Source organism: Pantoea cypripedii (genome assembly GCF_002095535.1).
GTDB classification, from domain to species: domain Bacteria; phylum Pseudomonadota; class Gammaproteobacteria; order Enterobacterales; family Enterobacteriaceae; genus Pantoea; species Pantoea cypripedii.
This window is the reverse complement of sequence record NZ_MLJI01000002.1, coordinates 563,340-585,009: the sequence shown is the minus strand read 5'-3', so window position 1 is coordinate 585,009 and position 21,670 is coordinate 563,340. Positions and strand designations below refer to the sequence as shown.

Below are 21,670 nucleotides of genomic sequence, written 5' to 3'. Positions count from 1 at the left end.
TCACAACGACACCAATACAACCTTGATTCTGGAGCACAACATGGCGTTAAGTCCTTTTCACCTTGCGATTCCTGTTTACGACCTGGCTGCTGCGCGTAGCTTTTACGGCGAAATCTTTGGTCTGAGCGAAGGCCGTTCCAGCACCCAGTGGGTGGACTTCGACTTCTACGGTCACCAGCTGGTGATTCACGAACATCCTAAAACCGCGAACCAGGATCATGCACATACCAACCCTGTCGATGGTCACGATGTGCCGGTGCCGCATTTCGGCATCATTCTGAGCTGGGAAGAGTGGGAAGCGCTGGCTGCCCGTCTGCGTGATTTCAAAACTGAATTCGTGATTGAACCCTATGTCCGCTTCAAAGGGCAGGTGGGCGAGCAGGCAACCATGTTTCTGTTCGACCCGTGTGGCAATGCGCTGGAATTCAAAGCGTTTAAAGATATGAGCCAGCTGTTCGCTCGTTAAGCCACTGCCAGGGCGAGGTTCGCCTCGCCAGATTACGGGACACTATGGTCAAGCAAACCTTAACGTGGCGGCGCGATCCTTCCGGTGAACGCTGCATGATTATCACCTTACCTGGGCATTCCGCACCCCATACTCTGCTCTCCCAGCTCGCGCGATTTCTGCATGCTAATCCACTGCCTGGCGTCCGTGATATCGTCCCAGCGGCGCATTCGCTCGGTATTCACTATCAGCCGGAAGTGCTGTGGCGTATCGATAATTCCCTGTCACCTTACAGCCAACTGGTGAATCGCCTGGATGCAATCCTGAGTCGCTTTTCCCCGCAGGAAACGGAACAGGGACGCGAGATGGTCATTCCTGTCTGCTATCAGGGGGAGTACGCGCCGGACCTGATAAATATTGCGCAGCATTGCGGGATATCACCCGAGGAAGTGGTCAGCCGTCACCAGCAAAAAGTCGTCGATGTGCTGATGCTCGGCTTCTTGCCCGGTCATCCCTACCTTGGGGCGCTGGATGCGATTTTTACCTTGCCGCGTCGCGCCACACCGCGTCTTTCTGTCGCAAAAGGATCGATCGGTATCGCCAACCAAATGGGGGTGATTTACCCACTGACCTCACCGGGCGGCTGGAACCTGATAGGGCGAACGCCACTGACGTTGTTTTCCACCGAACGCCAACCGGCGTGCCTGTTGCAGGCCGGTGATCGGGTGCGCTTCCGTGCCATTGATGAAGCGGAATTCAAAGCACTGGAGGAGATGCCCTATGTCGCTTGAGGTGTTACACCCCGGTATGGCCAGCAGCCTGCAAGATGAAGGGCGCTACGGTTATCAGCAGGCGGGTGTGCCGGTGTGTGGGGCGATGGACCGCTACTCGCACCGCCTTGCCAACCTGTTAGTCGGCAATCAGCGCGATTGTGCTTCGCTGGAGATTACCCTGCTGGGGCCGCGGCTGCGCTTCTGGCGTCGTGCCGTTATCGCCATCTGCGGGGCCGATCTTTCACCGCATATTGACGGGCAGCCGGTGCCCATGCAGCAGGCGGTTTCTGTTCCTGCCGGGGCGGTGCTCGGTTTTGGTCAGCGTCGGCAGGGGGCGAGGGCATATTTAGCCGTGCACGGTGGCTTTCATGTTTCACCGACGATGAACAGCCACAGCACTTGCCTGATGGCGCAATTTGGCGGTTTTGCCGGACGCTATCTGCGGCAGGGCGACCATCTGGTTACCCGCAGCGCCTTTGCCAACGCCACACCCCGCGTATTGCCCTTTAACGCGCCAGCGCTTTTCCCTCGCGAGCAACAACCTATCCGCCTGATGGCCGGACGTCACTGGCGGCAACTCTCCGCTGACATGCAGCAACGTTTTCTCGCTGCGGTTTATCGTATCGGCCAGGATTCGAATCGCATGGGTTATCGCCTGGAAGGCGAAGTGATTACCCGTGAACAGGCTATGGAACTGCCTTCGGAAGCGGTGGATTACGGTACCCTGCAACTGCCTCCCGATGGGCAGCCGATTATCCTGATGGCCGATGCACAAACCACGGGCGGCTACCCAAAAATTGCCCATGTTGCCAGCGTCGATCTGCCGCGCCTGGCACAAATGCTGCCTGGCGACGAAATACAATTTCGGCTGATCAGCGTCGATCAGGCACAACAACTGGCGATTGAGCGTGCTGCATGGCTGAATGCTTTGTGCGCGTAAGCGTTATTTTATTCGCGGGAAATATAAACCGGTCAATGACCGGTTTTTTAATGCCTGCTATTTACCTGCACCAAAATGAGGATATTGCCTGCATAATGTGCAGCGGAATAAATGATCGCCTGCTAAGTACTTTTATTTCCCATTTAACGGATGAAAAAAGGGGGAAATAAGCGGGACAGTAAGCGCGCAAATGAAAATAAAAATCATTTAATTAACTCATCCATCATTTTTATCATTCAGTGGCGCTAAGCACGAAACATTTTTATCAGTTCGACAAATGGCATTTCTCTTGCTCCAGATCAATGACAGTGTTCAGAAAAAACCAATAGCCGCACGGCTGATATTGAACCTCCATCTCATTGTTTTACAAGGCAGGTGAAAAATGTCGTATGAAGTTGAATCACAATTAACCTTACCTCGCGGGCGTGTCAAACCACAGTATGGTGAAAGCAGCGTTGCCCGGCGTGCGGCTATCGCCTCCATGACCGGCACCGCCATTGAATATTATGAATTCGGTATTTATGGCTTTATGGCAGTTATTATTGGCCCGCTGTTTTTCCCCGGTGGAAATGATACGGCAGCACTGCTGTCGATATTGGCGGTATTTGGCAGCGCATTCTTAATTCGTCCGCTGGGTGGTGTTTTGCTGGGCAGACTTGGCGACCGTATCGGACGCCGCAAAGTATTATTATTGACCGTGTTGGGTATGGGAGGCGCAACGGCCGCCATTGGTCTGTTGCCAACCGCCGCCGCAGTAGGTATTGCGGCACCCCTGCTGCTGGTGGTGCTGCGCCTGATCCAGGGATTCTTTGCCGGTGCGGAAATTATTGGCGCGGCGGCATTTGTGGCCGAATCTTCACCGACGGGGCGACGCGGTTTTTATGGTGCCTTCACCCCGGTAGGGGTGGCGCTCGGTGGCGGGTTTGCCGCGCTGGTATGCGGTGTGACCAGCAATCTGCTGGACAATACTCAGCTGGCGGCATGGGGCTGGCGCATACCCTTCCTGCTGACCATTCCGTTGGTGATTTTCTCGGCGTTAATTCGCCACCAGGTCGAAGAAACCCCGGCCTTTAAAGAGTTTCTTGCCAGCAACAAGATACAAAAGCATCCGTTTAGCGATGTCTTCCGTACCCAAACGCCCGCCATGTTGCGCGTCATCATGCTGACGTTCGGCCAGAATGCCGGTTACTGGATTGGCCTCGTGTTTATGAATATCTATCTGACCTCCTGGCTGGGCTTTGACAAAAAACAGGTGTTCTGGCTGATGGCCGGTATCAGCCTGGCAATGGCCAGCATGATGCCGTTCTGGGGCGGTCTGTCAGACCGTTATGGCCGTCGTGCCATTCTGCGCATTGGATTTATCGGTTATGTGGTGCTGGTGATCCCGATGATGATGCTGATGGACCACCACAACATCTGGCTGGCCGCGCTGGCGATGTTTATTGCCACCTTACCGATGCCGATTGTGCAGTCGGTAGGGTATCCCACCTATGCCGAGCAGTTCCCGACAGCCATGCGTTACACCGGCATGGCGATCAGCATCAATATGGGTGCGATTCTGGGTGGCGGTATCACGCCGTATTTAGTGACCCTGCTGATCAATAAAACCGGTTTCCTGCTGGTGCCGGGCATCTTTATGGCATGCGCGGCGCTACTTAGCCTGTGGACGCTGATGCGCCTCAAAGATACCCATAATGAGGTGCTTAAATGACCTCGTATACCACACCGGCGGCGTTACGCGCGGCGACAGCGCGTGGCGAATGGCGTCAGCCCACGGCTGGGTTATTGGATGGCTATCAGCAAGCCAATCTGGTGGTATTGCCGCAGTCCGACGCCTATGAATTCCTGCTGTTTTGCGTGCGCAATGCGAAAGCCTGCCCGGTATTAGCAGTCAGCGAAGCGGGGCAGACTGAAATTTTAATGGGAAAGAGCCACATTGATCTGCGTACCATGTTTCCCCGTTATCGTGTCTGGCAGCAGGGCCAGCTGGCAGACGAGCCGTACGATCTGCTCGACTGTTGGCCGGATGATGCCGTGGCGTTCCTGCTGGGATGCAGTCACTCGCTGGATGGCGCATTGCGCCGCGCAGGTATTCCGGTGAGTCTTGCCGCGCCACCGGTCTATCTGACACAGATTTCGTGCCAGCCGACTGCCCGCATGCAGGGATACGTGGCAGTGAGTATGCGTCCCGTCGCAGCAGATAAAGTGGATGAAGCGGTGGCGCTGAGTGCGGCTTATCCCTCTGCACATGGGACGCCGTTACATATTGGCGATCCCACTGAGATCGGGATTACTGATCTGGCGGCACCGGACTTCGGCGTCTTTCCCGGGGTGCACCCCGGCCAGGTGCCGGTGTTTTGGGCCTGTGGCGTGACACCGCAGCAGGTGTTACCCGCGCTGGGGAGTGCGTATCTGTTTACTCACTATGCCGGGCATATGCTGGTGCTGGATGACACAGTAGAACACTACTCGGCGCAACTGCGTTAACGCAAAGATAGGCAACCAATTAACTTTAAAGCTTGCATTCAATTTCGAGGGCCGGGGGGTAAATTTACCCTCCGGCTTTAATCTTTTGGCATCCATATCTATATTCTGGCTGTCCTTTCCAGGCAACCTGTTTTTCTCCCTGATACAACACATATTGCTATTCTGTTTACAGGCCTCGGGTGGTATTTCCTTCATTATAAAAAATCAAAAAGCATAACTGGAGATCCGGGGATGAATCAGTACGACACGATTCTCGCGTTGCTTGGATGGATAGAAAGTAACCTGACAAAGCGTTTAACTATCGAACGGGTGTCAGATAAATCTGGCTATACAAAGTTTCATTTGCAAAGAATGTTTAAGTCGGTAACGGGGAGAAGCATTTGTGCCTATATCAGAGGGAGACAACTTTCCATGGCAGCAATGGAGCTGAGAATGACAAAGCGACCCATTATTGATATTGCAGCTGCCTGGCACTTTGATTCGCAGCAATCCTTTACCCGGGCATTTAAGAAACAGTTCGGTTACACTCCCGCCCGCTATCGTAAATCTGATGACTGGGAACTGGAAGGAATGGAAATTCCTCTTTATCTGGTGTCAGTTGATGTTGCTGCGTGTATAAGTAAATAATTCTAACTTTTATCACCATCCCTGGGAAATATTTTAATTATAAGGGGTGTCCTGTCATCTGTTTTTTAGCATCTCTTTAGTGATCCCCGGATTATCTCTGCATAAACGTCGGAATTCTGAAGGTGGGAAAACATAGTTTTGCGTGAATGTTCTGGTGAATGAGGATTGAGAGTCATAACCATATTTTAATGAGATGGCAATGATGGTTTCATCACTATAAACAAGGTCGCATGCTGCCTTGAACAACTTTAGATCACGAATGTAGCGCCCCAGTGTTTTCTTTTTCACAACTGAAAACATTTTCTGAAGATACCATTTTGAATAACCAGAGCGTTTGACAACATCATCAATCCTGAGGGATGAGTTAATGTTGTTGTCAATCCAGCTTTCAATCCAACTTTCAAGGTCATGGATAATAACTTCTCTTCTTACCATTTCAAAATCCCTCGGTTGCAGGTGGTGTTATTCGAAATATAAAGTGGAAAGGTTATATAAAGTTATAACGAAGCGTGCGATGAATTTAAGCGTAACTCTGGGTGATAATTGCGACAAGTAATAAAATTATATTTTTTCTGAAAGTCCAATGTTTTTTATAAAGATATAAAATTATTGGATAAAAATATAATAATCTTGCGCCAGCCAATGCTGTTTAGATCCGGAATGTGTTGAAGTTGTATTCAGGATGTCTGTTAAGACGTTTTTGAACTTTTTATGACAGTATTTTCATTATAGTAAAGAGAAGATGATGTTTCCCCTCCATTCAATAAAAACGGTCTTCTATAGCGCAACACATTTTGCATAATATTTAACATTTTAGTCGTCTACCTTTTCCTGGGGTGAGATTTTAAATATTCAAAATTATCTTATCTATTCATGTGCATCTCAGGAGGCGTTGGTGAAAAATAAATTTATTATTTCGGCTATGTTACTTATGGTGAGTGCAGGCGCTGGAGCAGCCCAGCTGGTTTCAAAAGACGAAGTCAGCCACTACAAATTAACAAAAATTGGTACTGTAACCGTGATGGATACTCAGGGGGCTGTCGGATCCCCAAGTGATTTACATGATGAGCTATCAAAAAAAGCGGATGAAAAAGGGGGGAAATATTACGTTATCATCGCGGCTCGTGAACATGGACCCAATTTTGAAGCGGTAGCTGAAGTGTATAAATAATTAATTGAAACGGAGTTGTGTCAGGCAACTCCGTTGCAGATGCTGTCGTCCTGATTAAAATTCGGTCAGTGACAGGCGGTATTGCTCTCCGAAATCTATTCTTTCTCCTGTTATTGCAACATTTTGGTGCAAGCAGTTGCGGTAATATTCCAATATTCTGCCACTGGTGTCGCCAGAACACTGATATTCACTTTGGCATGGTATATGCAGCGCTGACTGACTCACTTGTCAGTCGGAGCATTAAGATGACTAATACAGCATTGTCTAACGCTGTTGTAGTAAGCCAAAAGAAAAAATGGGGTCAATTGGCTTTGGGGCTGCTTTGTATGATATCGATCTCCAGCCCCCAATATGTCTGGGCATTATTTACCCGCCCATTGATGGAAAAGCTTAATGCGCCTTTGGCCGAGATTCAGATTACTTTTTCAATTCTGATTATTTTGCAAACATTCTTCTCACCTATCTAGGGCAAGCTTATTGATCGCTTTGGTCCACGTAAATTGATTGCCGTAGGGACCGTATTGACAGGACTCAGCTGGATGCTGGTTGCGCGCATGGAATCGCTGATGGAGTTATATCTCTATTATGGTGTGTTGGGAGGGCTGGGCACCGGCATTGTTTATATCGGTGTCGTCGGGCTGATGGTGCGCTGGTTCCCGGAGAAGAGAGGGTTCGCGACCGGCATGGTGGCAGCCGGATATGGTATGGGGGCGGTACTGACGACGTTTCCTATCACCACCTCTTTAGCAACGAAAGGGCTGGAAAATACCTTGTGGCAGTTTGGCCTGATAATGGCTGTGGTGGGTTTTATCGCCAGCCAGGGGTTAAGGGCACCGCAAGCTTCAACGGCTCAGAGCGCCGATGTTCCCCACCATGTCAGCAGCAAAAACTTCACATCGCGGGAAATGTTACGTCAGCCACTTTTCTGGTTGATGTTTGTCATGATGACCATGATGTCAACGTCCGGCCTGATGGTGACATCGCAAATGGCCATTTTTGCCGGTGATTTTGGTATTACTTCAGTGACGGTGCTGGGTATGGCTGCGCTGCCTCTGGCCATGACCATTGACCGTTTTATGAATGGCCTCACCAGACCGGTGTGCGGTTATATTTCCGACCGTATTGGTCGTGAAAAGATGATGTTCATTGCGTTTGGGCTGGAAGGTTGTGCAATGACGTTATGGCTACTGTGCAAAGATGATCCTCTGCTGTTTGTTTTGCTGTCCGGGCTGGTGTTTTTTGGCTGGGGCGAGATATTTTCGTTATTCCCGGCCACGTTAACCGATACCTTTGGCACCCGCTTCGCCACCGCTAACTATGGATGGCTGTATATTTCTCAGGGCATTGGTTCAATCTTTGGCGGTCCGCTGGCGGCATTATTGTATCAGCATACCAGCAGCTGGAGTCTGGTGTTCGCATGCGCGATTATGTTGGATATTGTGTGTGCGTTACTGGCCTTACTGGTCCTCAAACCCTGGCGCAGCCGTTTTATCCAGCAACTCAAAGCGTCAGTCTGAGATAGTCCGTAAATAATCTGTTTCTGCCCGGTAACGGGTATCAGATTTGGTCCTGAGTACCTGTCTTAAACACAAGTACCAGGACTATCATTTCCTTATGGCGTATGGCATATATGGCGCATGCAGATACCGCTGTTGTCAGCCAGAGGAATAAGATGAAAAAAACGCTCTATGTCAGCGATCTTGACGGGACTCTCCTGAACAGTGGCGGGGTATTGTCGGACTATTCCCGACATGCCATTGAAGGATTCTTTGACAAAGGCGTGTTTTTCACCTGTGCAACGGGCAGAACGCTGAGTTCAGTCAACATGCTGCTGGAAGGCGTGAAGTTCTCCTGTCCGGCGATACTCAGTGATGGGCTGTTTATCTTCGATATGATTGCGGACAAGCCGGTTAAAACCCTGCGCCTACACAATGATTTAATCCGGGCGGTAGAACGGGAACTGGAACGATGCGGCCAGGAAGGATTTCTCTACTGCCTGAAGGGCACTGAGTATGGCCTGTTCTATAAGACAGCCAATGATGACCTGAGCCAGCATTTTATCGAGAGTAAGCGCCCCTTTCTGGGGGAGAATATCTTCAAAACGGCGTCATTTAGTGAACTGCCGGAAGAGTACGTCCCGCTCTATTTTGTCATTTACCATGACTACCAAACCCTGTCATTACTGCAAAACGCTATCACCGGCGAAGAGGGCGCGCATTGCCTGCTCAATCGTGATGTCTACAGCGCGCAACCGGATATTTATTTTATGAATATCCTGTCTGATCAGACGTCAAAAAGCTCAGCCATTGACTTCCTGAGAGATTATCTGGGTGCTAACGAAGTGGTGGCGTTTGGCGATAACTTTAATGATCTGCCGATGCTGATGAATGCTGATCGCTGCTACGTTCCTGAGAACGGGATTGAAGAAGCAAAAGCTATCGCGACCGAGGTGATTCCTTCATGCGATGCAGATGCTGTGGTCAGGTTCATCGAAAAAGACCTTCTGAATCGGTAGCCCACTCAGTCCCTGCGGAATTCTGATGAGTCTTTACTGAGAAAAATATCCGTCAGAACTCACAGGCGGGTATTTTATCTTATCCGTATGGCTCATTGCCCCTTTAAATAGTCAAGTCTGGCTGCTGCGTAATGTTACAAAGACGTGTTACCAAAATTAAGTTACAGGACAGGATGTAAAAACCTGGTTGAGACATTGATCACAATTCTTGTGATGATGCTTCAGATAAGGTTACGGGTAACAGATTGGGTGGTTTTTTTAAATTATCCCGTTTGTCTTCCAATAGTAACTTTCATATCCAGGGGCGCACCGATGAAAGAGATGCATAAGAATAATATTGCATTACCTGCCAAACGCTGGTGGTATTTAATGCCAGTTATATTTATCACTTATAGCCTGGCTTATTTGGATCGGGCCAATTATGGATTTGCTGCTGCATCGGGAATAGAAAAAGATCTGGGGATATCTCATGCCACGTCGTCGCTGATTGGGGCATTGTTCTTTTTAGGCTATTTCTTTTTTCAGGTGCCGGGCGCAATTTACGCCGTTCATCGTAGTGTGCGGAAACTTATTTTCGTCAGCTTAATTTTGTGGGGTTTCTGTGCCACCGCCACCGGATTTGTGACCAATATCCCCATGCTGATGGTCATCCGCTTCATATTGGGCGTTGTCGAAGCGGCGGTGATGCCGGCAATGCTGATTTATATCAGTAACTGGTTCACAAAGACCGAACGTTCCAGAGCGAATACTTTCCTCGTATTAGGCAATCCGGTGACCGTGTTATGGATGTCAATCGCATCGGGTTATCTGATTGATGCCTTCGGCTGGCGTGAGATGTTCATGATTGAAGGGGCTCCTGCGCTAGTGTGGGCATTTGCCTGGTGGATTTTGGTCAGAGATAAGCCATCACAGGTGACCTGGCTGAATCCTGAAGAAAAACGCGTGTTACAAAACCAGCTCGATGCAGAACAAAAGAATATTAAGCCGATGCGCAACTATGGCGAGGCTTTGCGATCCAAAAAAGTGGTGATGCTGTGTTTCGTTCATGCACTGTGGAGCGTGGGAGTTTATGGTTTTATGATGTGGATGCCTTCCATCCTGAAAATGGCCGCCACCATTGATATTGTCTCCGTTGGCTGGCTCACCGCGGTGCCATACTTTGCCGCGATTGTCACCATGCTGCTGGTTTCCTGGTTATCGGATAAATTTCAAAACCGGAAGGTATTTATCTGGCCATTATTAATGGTGGCTTCGATAACCTTCTTCGGTTCATGGCTGATTGGTTCCCAGCATTTTTGGCTGTCTTATGGCTTACTGGTTTTAGCCGCGGCCTGTATGTACGCACCCTATGGACCTTTCTTTGCTTTAATTCCGGAAATTCTGCCGAAGAATGTGGCGGGTGTTTCAATGGGGCTGATTAATTGCTGTGGCGCGTTAGGGGCATTTCTCGGTGCATGGTTAGTCGGTTATTTAAATGGTTTAACCAACTCGCCGGGTGCATCCTATACTTTTATGGCAGTTTCGCTGCTGATGTCGGTTGTCGTGATGTTTTATGTTAATTCATCCGGCGATAATGAAGCCGATGCCGGAAAAGTTAACCTGATGCTGGAATAACAAGATATTTAATTAAGCCCCGGGGAAAATCTGCCGGGGCTTAGATTTATCGATTACTGTATTTTACTACCCAGCCACGGCTGCGCCTGGGTTGATGAACGTGCTTTTGCCACATCCTCTGTAGAGACCTGTCCAGCCGAATTACCCCAACTGTTACGAATGTAAGTCATCACATCCGCGATGTTACTGTCAGAGAGTTTCTGGGCAAAACCCGGCATACCCGCTGCCGTTGGGTTTGCATGGGTGAAGGGTCCCTGGCTGCCATTCAGTGCCACATTAATCAGGCTTGATGGGTCAGGGGAATTCACCTGCGGATTGCCTGCCAGCGCAGGGATCATATTACGGATGCCACTCCCATTAGAAACATGGCAGGCACTGCACTGAGACTCAAACACTTTCTTGCCCACAATCATGGCGGTATTGTCAGCTGAAAGAGGCTGGGGCACCGGTGTTCCGGATGCAGGCAGAGACTTCAGATAAAGTGCGATTGCCTGAAGATCGTCATCTGTCATGTACTGCGTCGAGTTTTCGATGGCTTCCGTCATTGGACCGGATGACGCAGTCATCTTATTGGTGCCCGAGCGCAAATAAGACACGATATCGCCTTCACTCCATTTGCCGAGACCTGCATGCGGGTCAGGCGTCAGGTCTGGTGCGTACCATCCCTGTAACGCTCCCCCTTGCAGATAAGCGGAGGTATCGCCACCCAGCATATTTTTTGCCGTATGACAGGATGAACAGTGTCCAGGCCCATCAACCAGATAAGCACCGCGGTTCACCTGGTCACTGACGTTAGCCTGTGGCTCAAATACTTTGTCTTTGAAAAATAGAAGATTCCATCCTGCCAGCGTCCAGCGCTGATTGAACGGGAACGGGAGCTGGTTCTCCACAACCTGGTTTTTGACTGGCGGAATGGTACGGATATAGGCCCACAAATCGGCTAAATCCTGATCGGTTAATTTAGCGTAAGCATTGTAGGGCATCGCCGCATACAGGTACCCGTGAGAGCCGACACCGTGGCGCACTGCACGATCGAATTGCTCCTGCGACCAGCCGCCGATGCCGGTATCCGGATCGGAAGTGATATTGGAAGAAAGGATCGCGCCAAATGGGGTGTTAAGTTTATAACCCCCGGCGAACGGCTGACCCCCTTCTGCGGTATGACAGGCCGTACAATCTGACAGCCTGGCAACATACTCCCCGCGCTTGATTTGTTCGTTCAGTTGATCATGATTCTCAGCCACCAGCACCTGTTGCGGGTAGCTTTTATGCAGCCCGTATTGCACTAACGCGGTATAACCTATCGCGCCGAGTACCGCGACCGTGACCACGCCATAGGCGACGCGTCGAATGTTTTTACCCATGAAATTTTCCTTATCGCACCAGTGATCCCGGATTTTTGAGGTAGTCATTGACGATGGCGTGGGCGGTCCACAGCGTCAGAGCGCTGAGGGTAATGGTGGGGTTATATCCACCGTTATTGGGATAAGAAGAAGCACCCAGCACAAACAGGTTGTGCGCGTCCCAATGTTGCTGATAGCGGTTAAGCACCGAGGTCGCCGGATCCAGCCCCATCACCGCGCCGCCAATGGTGTGCGAGCTGTCATAGGCGCGGAAGGGGGAGTTGTGTTTATCCGGGAAGGCTTCTGTCTCCCAGGATGTGGCACCGGATACACGGCAAATATCTTCGATGCGATCGCGGATAAAGCGCGCCATGAGTCGATCATTCTGGTTGTAGTCAAAGGTCAGTCGCAGTAACGGCTGGCCATTTTCATCTTTGTAGTTTGGATCGAGCGAAAGATAAGAATCGCGATGCGAGTATGAAGTCCCCTGGCCCTGAATCTTGGCGTAGTTTTGGTAGCTTTTCTGGAAGGTTTTCTTCCAGGCTGAGCCCCACATTTTACTGCCAGGGGGCAGGCGGTCAGTCATTCCCAGCGGCGTACCCTGATCGGACAGCGCCTGGATCCCTGCGCCACCGAGGAACCCTAATCCGGAGTGATCGAAGTTATCACCGTTGAAATCATCAATCTGCGTCGATAAGGCCCCGGTAGAAATGAACGGGTTCATATGTTCATTTTCATAATAGAGATAGCCCATCGACATGGTCTGATAGTTATAGGCACGGCCTAACGTACCTTCACCGGTCGCATGGTTATAGGCTTTGCCGATTTTGGACAGCAACAGCAAACGCACGTTATCCAGTTGATAAGCCGACAGGCAGACGATATCCGCAGGCTGGAAACCGGTATTCCCATCCGAATCGCGGAACGTCACCCCCGTCACGGTTTTCCCGTCTGCGGCTTTATCGATATAAAGCGCGGTGCATTCGGTCAGCAGCGTGAAATTAGTCCGGTCCATCAGCGCCGGGACAACGCAAATATTAGGTGATGATTTGGACCAGTTGCCGCAGCCGTAGAAACCGCAGTAGCCGCAATAGGTACAAGGGGCAAGATTTACACCCAAAGGGTTGGTATAGGCTGCGCCAATGGTTCCGGCAGGAATCGGGAACGGGTGGTAGCCCATCTTCTCGGTGATCTGGTGAAACTTATCATTCCAGTGGGAGCGGATCAGCGGGGGAGTAGGGTATTCGCTGGTGCGGCTGCCTTCAAACGGGTTACCGCCGGGTTGTGTCACGCCGCCGATGACGCCCGCTTTGCCTGAAATACCGGCGATTTTCTCCACACGATCATAAAAAGGCTCAAGCTCGGCATAACTGATGCCCCAGTCCTGCACGATCAGGCCGTCAGCCAGCTTCATATTATGGTAACGATCGCGCAGGCGGGTCGCCATTTCGAAATCAGAAGGGTTGAAACGCCAGGCATTCGCCGCCCAGTGCTTGCCAGCACCGCCGACACTGAATCCCATCTGGAAGGCATTCCAGTCACGAGCGGGAAGGGCTTTTTGGCTGCTGTCATTACGAAAGGTCAGCGTTTCTACCCGTGGTGGTTTTAAAATCTCGCGTCGCACGCCATAACGTAGCTCGTCGGCGGCAATCGCAGGAGAGAAGTTAGTTTGAGTTTGTTCCCATGGGCCACGTTCAATTGCGACGACATTTAATCCTGCGCGGGTCAGTTCCTCAGCCATAAGCGAACCGGCCCATCCGAGGCCGATAATAACGGCATCAGCCTTAGGTCTGGTGTAATTCATAATTTGCCTTGTCGGGTTTATGCTTTCAGAAGTTCAATAATGCTGATTGGTTCGATATTCAGTTTCTGTCCTTTTAACGGCGCATAATCACGATAGTCGTAACGTGCACCAGGGAAACCAATCATTTTCCAGCCGACCATATTGCGGTTGCCACCATAAATAGGATCAGCGAGGAATCCTTCCATCACATTCGACAGAAACTGTCCAAATAAGACCTCTGAAGAAAAGGTGGGGTATTTGAATTCACCCGAATCCATTTTTTCCAGGTAACTATCCTGGGCGTCATGAGACAAAGCAGTAAAGGATTTGCCAAAAAGCGACAGGCAATGGTTATCCAGTTCCAGTAAGCCTTTGCGGTAAATTTCCGCAGGTGTGTAGGGGGTCTGAACACCCTGAGATGCGGTGCCATTTTCGAATGGACCCTGATTATAACGCCAGCTCGCCTTACCATAATCTCCGGCGAGTTGATTATCGAGGAAGACGACACAACCCGCTTCGGATGCGGCGGGGCTGAGTTCATCGGCGGGTATCAGGCGGTCAAAGATGGCTGTGACCAGGTTGTATTCGCGTTCATTCAGATATAATCGCTTTGTTGGGTCTGCGGGTACCGGCAAGGCCGTTTCTTTAGCGCGCCACAGTTTCCCACCTTGCAATACATTATTATTTTCAGCTGCACCTGCTGGCTTAAATACAGATGCAGCGGTTCCTGTTCCTGCCAGAACTAAACCTGCTTTAATAAAACTTCTGCGTTCCATACGATGCTCCAGGCAAAAAGAGTCACCGACTACATGAACACGCTCACTGATAAAATATTCAGAAGAATGTATCTAATAGACAGTGTTATTGGATTTTGAATTGAGTAGATCGAATATGACGGCGATAGATTGTTGGGTAATGGTCTCCTGTTATTTTCGCCATTATATAAATAATGGCGAAAGCATAATTTATTTCCTAAGATGCGAGCGGCGCAGGCGTAATTCTCCTTTCTGCCACTCACCCCCTTCATCAATCCGATCATCCAGTAACCGATTGATGGCTTCGGCGGTCTGGAGGTCGGCTCGCTGATTCCAGCTGGTTAATTCCCAGGTACTGGAGTGAGATTCATCAATATCGTCAAATCCCACCACGCCAATATGCAGATCCGGACTGAAATCCCGTATGGCCTGGATGGCACCGAAAGCCAGTACATCGTTTTCGCAAAACAATGCATCGATACGTTGATCTGCTGGCGTTTCATGCAGATATGCCATCATGCATTGATAAGCAAGATCGCGGTCGTAATGCCCGGCCACCAGCACAACCTCTAATGACTGACCTTGCGAAGCCAGACAAGCTTCATACCCCTCCATTCTTAACAGATGATTTGAAGCGGTATCAGGCCCTTTCATATAGCCATAGCGCTGGTAATTCTCACTGAGAAGCACTTGTCCCAGCGCCTGGCCCGCTTTGAATCCATCATTGTTAACCACTTCAACGTCAGCACTATCGGTGTTTCGGAACACATGAATAGCCCGAATATGGTGAAGTGATTCGGCCACCACCAGCAACTCATCACTGACAATGGTGGCCAGATAAATGATGCCATCAACCTGCAGCTGACCGGCCATTTGCAGTACCGATTGATAATTTTCCGGAGACTCAATATTCAACAGCAGCGTCATGTAGCCACGTTCGTTGAGTTGCTGAGTCACCTCTTTCAGCATGCGCAGCGTATGCGGATTGCTGAACTCATCGGCTACTACGCCAATAATCTTTGTGCTGCGCTGCTTTAAGCCGCGTGCCAGCAGGTTTGGCCGAAACCCCAGCTGGTTCGCCGCTGTTAGCACCGCCTCTCTGGATTCAGGGGAAATGGAGGCATTTTCTTTGAAAGCCCGCAGTACCGTCCATTTCGAAACACCAGCCAGCCTGGCAACGTCATCTGCCGTCGGTTGCTGAAATTTTCTATCACCGCTTTTCGCTCTACTCATACTCAATACACTGTGTCCGGACGCGTCATGGCACACAGCATAAAGTATCCTCTCCATGCGCCCAAATGCTTAGAGGGAGTGTTTCAGCGATTTACTCATCCCACACAGTCTGTGCGTGAAGTGATGTTGCGATTATGTTTTCCTTTGCTACCGTTGGCAACACCCTTTGCCAACGGTAGCAAAAGGGTGAAAATTTGACGTGAATCACGTGATGTAAAAAAGATGAATATAATCAGATAATTAAAAACGTGGAATGATGGTGTTAATTATTGATTTTGCAATTGTTAAAAATTGTAACGCAGATGAAAAGGCCTGACATGGCTCTCTATTTTGCCAATGCACCATCATGTGCGCCTTTGCTGCGCATACGATGACCCGCGTGCTGCTGTTCCATTCCCCCTCCCACCCCAGGTTTCCTGACCTGAAGTTTTGATAAGTCATTATATTTCATATTGTTATGTTTGTTGCGAGGTGTTTTTAAGCCTTGACAGTTGTTATTAACCATACATAGATTATACAGGTATGGTGCAAAATGTAACATCCTTTCTTAAGTTGCATTACACACCCGTAACCCTGACGTCGCGATCTGCACATCGTCAGCTGTTTCTCATCACATACAACTCATCGGACATATCCATGGTTGACTGCTTCCCGCCGTAAACGGCGAGGATTCCCACTTCACAGAGCCTAACCTAAGCCGCGCTCCGCGGTTCAGGTTTTACAGTCTCTCCGTGGGCTAACACTGCCAGCCCGGCAGCTTTGATATTTTTTGCAGCGTTAATATCACGGTCATGTTCAATGCCACATTCAGGGCAATGCCAGGACCGGATATTTAACGCAAGTTTAGACAGGGTGTGACCGCAACCGCTACAGCGTTTTGACGAAGGGAAAAACTGATCTATGGCGACCACTGAGCGCCCGGTCCATTCAGCTTTATATTCAAGCTGGCGCACAAATTCGCCCCAGCTGGCGTCAGCTATCGCCTTAGACAGCTTAGGGTTTCGGATCATGTTTTTCACTTTTAAGGATTCAACACAGACAACCTGGTTTTCGTTGATCAGTCTGCGGGTTGCCTTGTGCAGGGCATCCAGTCGGCAATCAGCTATTTTCGCGTGGAGTCGGGCAACCTTTAAACGGGCTTTGGCGCGGTTTTTTGAGCCTTTTTTCTTCCTGCTCAATTGACGCTGTAGCAACGCAAGGCGCTTTTCGTATTTCGCGGTGTGGCGGGGATTGCTTTGTCTGAATCCGGTATCGGTGACGAACAAATCTTTTAAACCAACATCAATGCCGACCGTTTTAGCAGTGATCGGCAGTGATACAGGCTCAGATTCGCACAGGCAGGAGACGAAATATCGCCCTGCTGCGTCTTTTGAAATTGTCACTGTTGACGGCGCAGATGGCAGGGGACGCGACCAGCGGATATCCAGAGGCACTTTGCTTTTCGCCATGTACAGCCTGCCGTCACGGTATTTAAAAGCACTTGCCGTCAGCTCGGCAGATTGTCTGTGGTGCTTGCTTTTAAATGTCGGGTATTTTGCGCGTCCGGCAAAGAAGTTAGAAAAGGCGGTCTGTTGGTGGCGTAAGACCTGCTGCAAAGGGACGCAGGAAACATCATTCAGCCAGGTAAATTCAGGCTCTTTTTTCAGGGCGGTGAGTCGGGCATTGGCCTGAATGTAGCCGATCTTCTCTTGCCGCTGTCGGTACGCATCAGTACGCCAGCGGAGAACTGAATTGTAGACAAAACGCACACAGCCGAAGGTTTGAGCTAAAAGCTCAACCTGCTCAGGTGTTGGATAAAACCGATATTTATAAGCACGTTTCATATGTATAAAATTACAGGAGTCATTGTGAAAAGACAAAAAGAAGTGAGCCTGAAAGCCCCCTCCTTTCCTCCCCGCCCGATTGGGCGAGGTCTCCAGGAGGCATCCTGATGAAAAAATTCGCATTGAAATCAGGCGCTGGCTGTCTGGCTGTCGTCGCTTTGTTGTCTTCTGCATCATTAACACCGGCGCTGGCCGCAGAAAATAGCTATGCCGCGCAGGCCGGAAAAGTCATCCCGTTGCAGGACAAACCCCGCGTGTTCGTGCTGACCGATATTGGCAACGAACCTGATGACCAGATGTCACTCACCCGCTTCCTGTTGTATGCCAATGAACTCAATATCGAAGGCATTGTGGCAACCACCTCAACCTGGCAAAGAAACGTCGTCCATCCGGATATGATTAAGCTGGTGTTAGGCCATTACCAGCAAGTACAGCCAAACCTGCTGAAACACGATAAAAATTACCCTGATTTTGCCACCCTTTCCCAGCGTGTTGCTTCAGGCCAGGCCGCATACGGCATGGCCGCCACCGGCGATGGCAAAGCCACTGCGGGTTCGAACCTGTTATTAAAGGCCATTCAGAACAGCACCAACCCGGCCAAACCACTCTATATCTCACTGTGGGGCGGCGCCAATACGCTGGCCCAGGCGTTGATCGACCTGAAGAAAAACGCCACTCCCGATACCATCGACTCACTCACGCGCAACCTGATTGTCTACTCCATTTCCGATCAGGATGACGCCGGTTACTGGATCCGTTCGCAGTTCCCGCAGATCACCTACATTGTCGATCCCTCGACCGAAAACGGCGAAGATTATGCCCGCGCCACCTGGACCGGCATCAGCGGTGACCGTTATTACCGCAACGCCCCAGGGGCGGATTTCACCACGGTTTCTCAGTCGTGGCTGGATAAGCACATCCGGGGCAAGGGACCGATGGGTAAAGGCTACCTGCAATATGCCTTTATCATGGAAGGTGACACGCCAGCCTTCCTCGGATTGATCAGAAATGGCCTGAACAGCGACATGAATCCGGGCTGGGGTGGCTGGGGTGGTCGCTATATTATGCGCCAGCCACACGGCGAGACACGCCCGATCTGGACCAGCGGGGGTGACTTTTTCCCGGGCAATCCCAATGGGGCTGATACCGTGAAGGGCACCGATGGCAAACTGTACACCTCCAATCAGGCCACCATCTGGCGCTGGCGTGAAGACTTCCAGCATGATTTTGCCGCGCGCATGGACTGGACAATCCGGGATTATGCCCATGCCAACCACGCACCGATTGCGGTGGTCAATGGCAAAACCGGCTTCGATAATATTGCCATCACCCTGAAAGCGGGAGAGCAGACAGAACTGGATGCCTCACAAAGCAGTGACCCGGATAAAAATCGCATCAGCTGGCACTGGCAGACCTACCCTGAAGCCACTTCCGCCATTTCCAGCCAGGTGCCGGTGACTGAGGTCAAAGGTGTGCGCGGGGAAGAGATGTTATCAACGCCTGAAGCCGTTACGCTGCTGCAAAGCGAGGGCAGCAAGGTGGCAGTGAAAGCCAATCATCCGGGAACGGAGCATATCATTCTGACCGTGAAAGATAATGGTTCGCCGTCGCTGGTGTCCTATCGTCGTATTATCGTGACGGTTAATTAATCCTCTGATTTCAGGCAATAAAAAAGGCCATTTTCATGGCCTTTTATTTTTCTACTCAGGTATCAGGGCAGCGCGTACGCCACCACATAATCGCCCTGTTTAGTACCGAAGCTGCCATGCCCCCCTACGGCAGTCACAATATATTGTTTCCCACCTTCAGAGTAAGTCATCGGCGTTGACTGACCACCCGCAGGCAATCTGTCACTCCACAGCTCTTTACCGGTCGTCACATCGAAGGCGCGAATGTAGTCGTCCATGGTTGCCGTCAGGAAAGCGACCCCGCCAGAAGTGACCATAGAACCGCCCAGCATCGGCATCCCCACTTTAAATGGCAGCGGTAACGGTGTGGCGTCACGCGTGGTGCCCACCTTGTGTTGCCACATGATTTTGTGGGTACGCAGATCGATACCGGCAATGTAACCCCACGGTGGCGCCGGGCACGGCAAACCAACCGGAGACAGGAACGGATGCAGGTCCACACCATACGGCGTACCGTACATCGGCTGAACACCGATCTCGCTGCCTGGTGGATGAGCGGCATTCGGCGCAGCCGGGTTATCCGGACCGCGTTCGATAAGTTTGGAGACAAACGGGAATGCCATCGGGTTAGCAATCGCGATCTGACGTTGTGGATCAACCGCGATACCACCCCACTCGAACATGCCCACGTCACCCGGGAATACCAGCGTTCCCTGGGTATTCGGCGGTGTGAACGGGCCGTCGTAGCGCATTTTTTTGAACATGATGCGACACACCATCTGATCAAACATGGTCGCGCCCCACATATCCTTGTCGGTCAGCTTCTGCTTTGGCTGGAACGTCAGCTCTGAATAGGGCTGCGTTGGCGAGGTACGATCACCCCGTGCCGCGCCCTGCGGTACCGGGGTTTCCGGTGCCGGAACAATCAGTTTTCCGGTACGACGGTCCAGCACAAAAATGTTGCCGGTTTTCGCCGGAGCATACACCGCCGGGACAATCCCCTCCGGGGTTTTCAGATCGACCAGACTCGGCTGCGACGGCAAATCCATATCCCACAGGTCATGATGTACTGTCTGATAGGACCAGATGCGTTTGCCAGTATTGATATCCAGCGCCACCAGCGAGCTGGTGTAACGTTCACCCAGCGGAGTACGATTACCACCCCAGATATCCGGCGTTGACATCCCGACCGGCACATAAACCATGCCCAGCTTTTCATCTGCGGACAGCAGCGTCCAGGAGTTGGGCGAGTTGGGTGTGTACTGATGCGTCGCGGAAGGCAGTGCGTTTTCATCAGCCGCGCCCGGATCCCATGCCCATACCAGTTTGCCGGTGTAGACATCAAAACCACGCACCACACCCGAAGGTTCACTGGTGGAATAGTTGTCCGTGACTGCTCCGGCCATGATGATCATCTGACGGGTCACAACCGGTGGTGATGTCCCCTGGTAGAAACCTTTGGTTTTCACCGTCATACCGTCTTTCAGGTCAATCTGACCATCCTGACCGAAGGCATGGCAGACTTCACCGGTCTGCGCATCAAGGGCAAACATACGGCCATCGTTGGTCGGCAGGATAATACGCTGCTTACACTCCGCTGGTGGCACCGCCCCATCGGAAGTCTTCGCATCCACCGGCGTCTCATGATAAGACACGCCACGACAGGTCAGATGCTGCCAGGTCGGGTCATCTTTCACCTTAGGGTCGAATTTCCAGATCTGTTTCCCTGTGGTCGCATCCAGCGCAAATACCCACTGATGCGGGCTGCACAGGTAAACCATGTGCCCCACCTTGAGTGGCGTCACTTCAAAAGTGGACTCCAGCGGATCGTTTTTACCGATGATGTCATTGGTGCGGAACGTCCAGGCAACCTTCAGCTGATTGACGTTCTTCGTATTGATTTGTTTCAGCGGCGAAGAGTGATCGCCATATGAAGTACGACCATAGGCATGCCATTCTGAGTCAGGAAGTTGCTGGCTATCCCATTGCGGGGTATCCGCCTCAACGGTATCCGGCAATTTTCCTTCAATATCATGATGATTGAAGAAAAGTGATATCACCAGGCTCAGAATTGGCAGCGCAACCGCTGCCCCGAGCAGGCCTCTGCCTGGCCTGTCAGAATACGGAAAAGACTTCAGCGTAAACGGCAGCAATAACCAAAGGGCAAACAGTACGATAATGTCAAACCGAGGCGCGAGTAGGAAAAAATCGAACCCCACTTCCCATATCGCCCAGACGGTTGTCATCAGAACGATAAAGCCATAGACAACAAATGATGAACTCTTACCCCGCCACAACTGGCGTGCGGTAACCAGCAACAATAACCCTGTGACTAAATAATACCAGGAACCGCCCAGAACCCCCAGCCAGCCTCCCCCCACTGCCAGCGCCAGGCCAGCAATCCCGGCAAAGATTGCCGAGGCACGGATAAGCCCGCCGGGCTTATCTTTAAGTGCATGTCTGTCTTCGACCACGATAAATATCCCATTGAAAAGAAAAATCAATCAACAAAGTATTCAATTTTTAGGGTTTT

The 21,670-nt window shown here is 50.8% G+C and carries 17 protein-coding genes and 1 pseudogene; 11 read left to right on the top strand and 7 right to left on the bottom strand.

Annotation, left to right across the window (positions count from 1 at the left end):
- The first annotated feature begins 40 nt into the window (after positions 1-40).
- From HA50_RS23930 to HA50_RS23905, 6 genes are all read left to right on the top strand, one after another.
- Positions 41-466 (top strand): VOC family protein, encoded by a 426-nt coding sequence (locus tag HA50_RS23930; protein ID WP_084879303.1) that lies wholly within the window; start codon positions 41-43, stop codon positions 464-466.
- 44 nt (positions 467-510) lie between these two features.
- Positions 511-1,236, top strand: a complete 726-nt coding sequence (gene pxpB / locus HA50_RS23925; RefSeq protein ID WP_084879302.1) for a 5-oxoprolinase subunit PxpB — start codon at positions 511-513, stop codon at positions 1,234-1,236.
- Complete coding sequence (locus HA50_RS23920; RefSeq protein ID WP_084879301.1) at positions 1,226-2,158, top strand: 5-oxoprolinase subunit C family protein; 933 nt, start codon at positions 1,226-1,228, stop codon at positions 2,156-2,158. The genes pxpB and HA50_RS23920 overlap by 11 nt, the downstream gene beginning before the upstream one ends.
- A gap of 382 nt (positions 2,159-2,540) precedes the next feature.
- Positions 2,541-3,869, top strand: a complete 1,329-nt coding sequence (locus HA50_RS23915) for an MFS transporter (protein WP_084879300.1) — start codon at positions 2,541-2,543, stop codon at positions 3,867-3,869.
- Positions 3,866-4,645, top strand: coding sequence for a D-glutamate cyclase family protein (locus tag HA50_RS23910; RefSeq protein WP_084879299.1), 780 nt, complete (start codon positions 3,866-3,868; stop codon positions 4,643-4,645). Before HA50_RS23915 ends, HA50_RS23910 begins: the two co-directional genes overlap by 4 nt.
- Before the next feature lie 231 nt (positions 4,646-4,876).
- Positions 4,877-5,272, top strand: a complete 396-nt coding sequence (locus tag HA50_RS23905; protein ID WP_084879298.1) for a helix-turn-helix domain-containing protein — start codon at positions 4,877-4,879, stop codon at positions 5,270-5,272.
- A gap of 54 nt (positions 5,273-5,326) precedes the next feature.
- Here the strand turns inward: HA50_RS23905 and HA50_RS23900 are convergent, their stop codons facing one another.
- Positions 5,327-5,707, bottom strand: a complete 381-nt coding sequence (locus HA50_RS23900; RefSeq protein ID WP_084879297.1) for a helix-turn-helix domain-containing protein — start codon at positions 5,705-5,707, stop codon at positions 5,327-5,329.
- A 487-nt stretch (positions 5,708-6,194) separates the two neighbouring features.
- Here HA50_RS23900 and HA50_RS23895 point away from each other — a divergent pair, with 487 nt between their 5' ends.
- From HA50_RS23895 to HA50_RS23880, 4 genes and pseudogenes are all read left to right on the top strand, one after another.
- Positions 6,195-6,443, top strand: a complete 249-nt coding sequence (locus HA50_RS23895; RefSeq protein ID WP_084880196.1) for a YdgH/BhsA/McbA family protein — start codon at positions 6,195-6,197, stop codon at positions 6,441-6,443.
- Positions 6,444-6,688: 245 nt separating this feature from the next.
- A pseudogene (oxlT, locus tag HA50_RS23890) lies at positions 6,689-7,960 on the top strand (oxalate/formate MFS antiporter).
- A 155-nt stretch (positions 7,961-8,115) separates the two neighbouring features.
- The gene (locus tag HA50_RS23885) at positions 8,116-8,958 is read left to right on the top strand and encodes an HAD hydrolase family protein (protein ID WP_158087436.1); all 843 of its coding nucleotides are present in this window, start codon (positions 8,116-8,118) and stop codon (positions 8,956-8,958) included.
- Positions 8,959-9,270: 312 nt separating this feature from the next.
- Entirely contained in the window at positions 9,271-10,572 is a 1,302-nt protein-coding gene (locus tag HA50_RS23880; RefSeq protein WP_084879295.1) for an MFS transporter, read from the top strand.
- Between the two features lie 53 nt (positions 10,573-10,625).
- Here the strand turns inward: HA50_RS23880 and HA50_RS23875 are convergent, their stop codons facing one another.
- From HA50_RS23875 to HA50_RS23850, 5 genes are all read right to left on the bottom strand, one after another.
- On the bottom strand, positions 10,626-11,936 hold the full coding sequence (locus HA50_RS23875; RefSeq protein ID WP_084879294.1) for a c-type cytochrome: 1,311 nt from the start codon (positions 11,934-11,936) through the stop codon (positions 10,626-10,628).
- Between the two features lie 10 nt (positions 11,937-11,946).
- A complete protein-coding gene (locus tag HA50_RS23870) occupies positions 11,947-13,719 on the bottom strand; it encodes a GMC family oxidoreductase (protein ID WP_084879293.1) in 1,773 nt (590 codons plus the stop codon).
- 17 nt (positions 13,720-13,736) lie between these two features.
- Positions 13,737-14,474, bottom strand: a complete 738-nt coding sequence (locus HA50_RS23865) for a gluconate 2-dehydrogenase subunit 3 family protein (protein ID WP_084879292.1) — start codon at positions 14,472-14,474, stop codon at positions 13,737-13,739.
- Between the two features lie 189 nt (positions 14,475-14,663).
- Complete coding sequence (locus HA50_RS23860) at positions 14,664-15,686, bottom strand: LacI family DNA-binding transcriptional regulator (RefSeq protein ID WP_084879291.1); 1,023 nt, start codon at positions 15,684-15,686, stop codon at positions 14,664-14,666.
- 692 nt (positions 15,687-16,378) lie between these two features.
- Positions 16,379-17,509 (bottom strand): RNA-guided endonuclease InsQ/TnpB family protein, encoded by a 1,131-nt coding sequence (locus HA50_RS23850; protein ID WP_084880193.1) that lies wholly within the window; start codon positions 17,507-17,509, stop codon positions 16,379-16,381.
- 107 nt (positions 17,510-17,616) lie between these two features.
- Here HA50_RS23850 and HA50_RS23845 point away from each other — a divergent pair, with 107 nt between their 5' ends.
- Positions 17,617-19,158, top strand: coding sequence for a nucleoside hydrolase-like domain-containing protein (locus HA50_RS23845; protein WP_084879289.1), 1,542 nt, complete (start codon positions 17,617-17,619; stop codon positions 19,156-19,158).
- 62 nt (positions 19,159-19,220) lie between these two features.
- Here HA50_RS23845 and HA50_RS23840 read toward each other — a convergent pair whose 3' ends face one another.
- A complete protein-coding gene (locus HA50_RS23840; protein WP_084879288.1) occupies positions 19,221-21,611 on the bottom strand; it encodes a glucose/quinate/shikimate family membrane-bound PQQ-dependent dehydrogenase in 2,391 nt (796 codons plus the stop codon).
- Between the last annotated feature and the right edge of the window lie 59 nt (positions 21,612-21,670).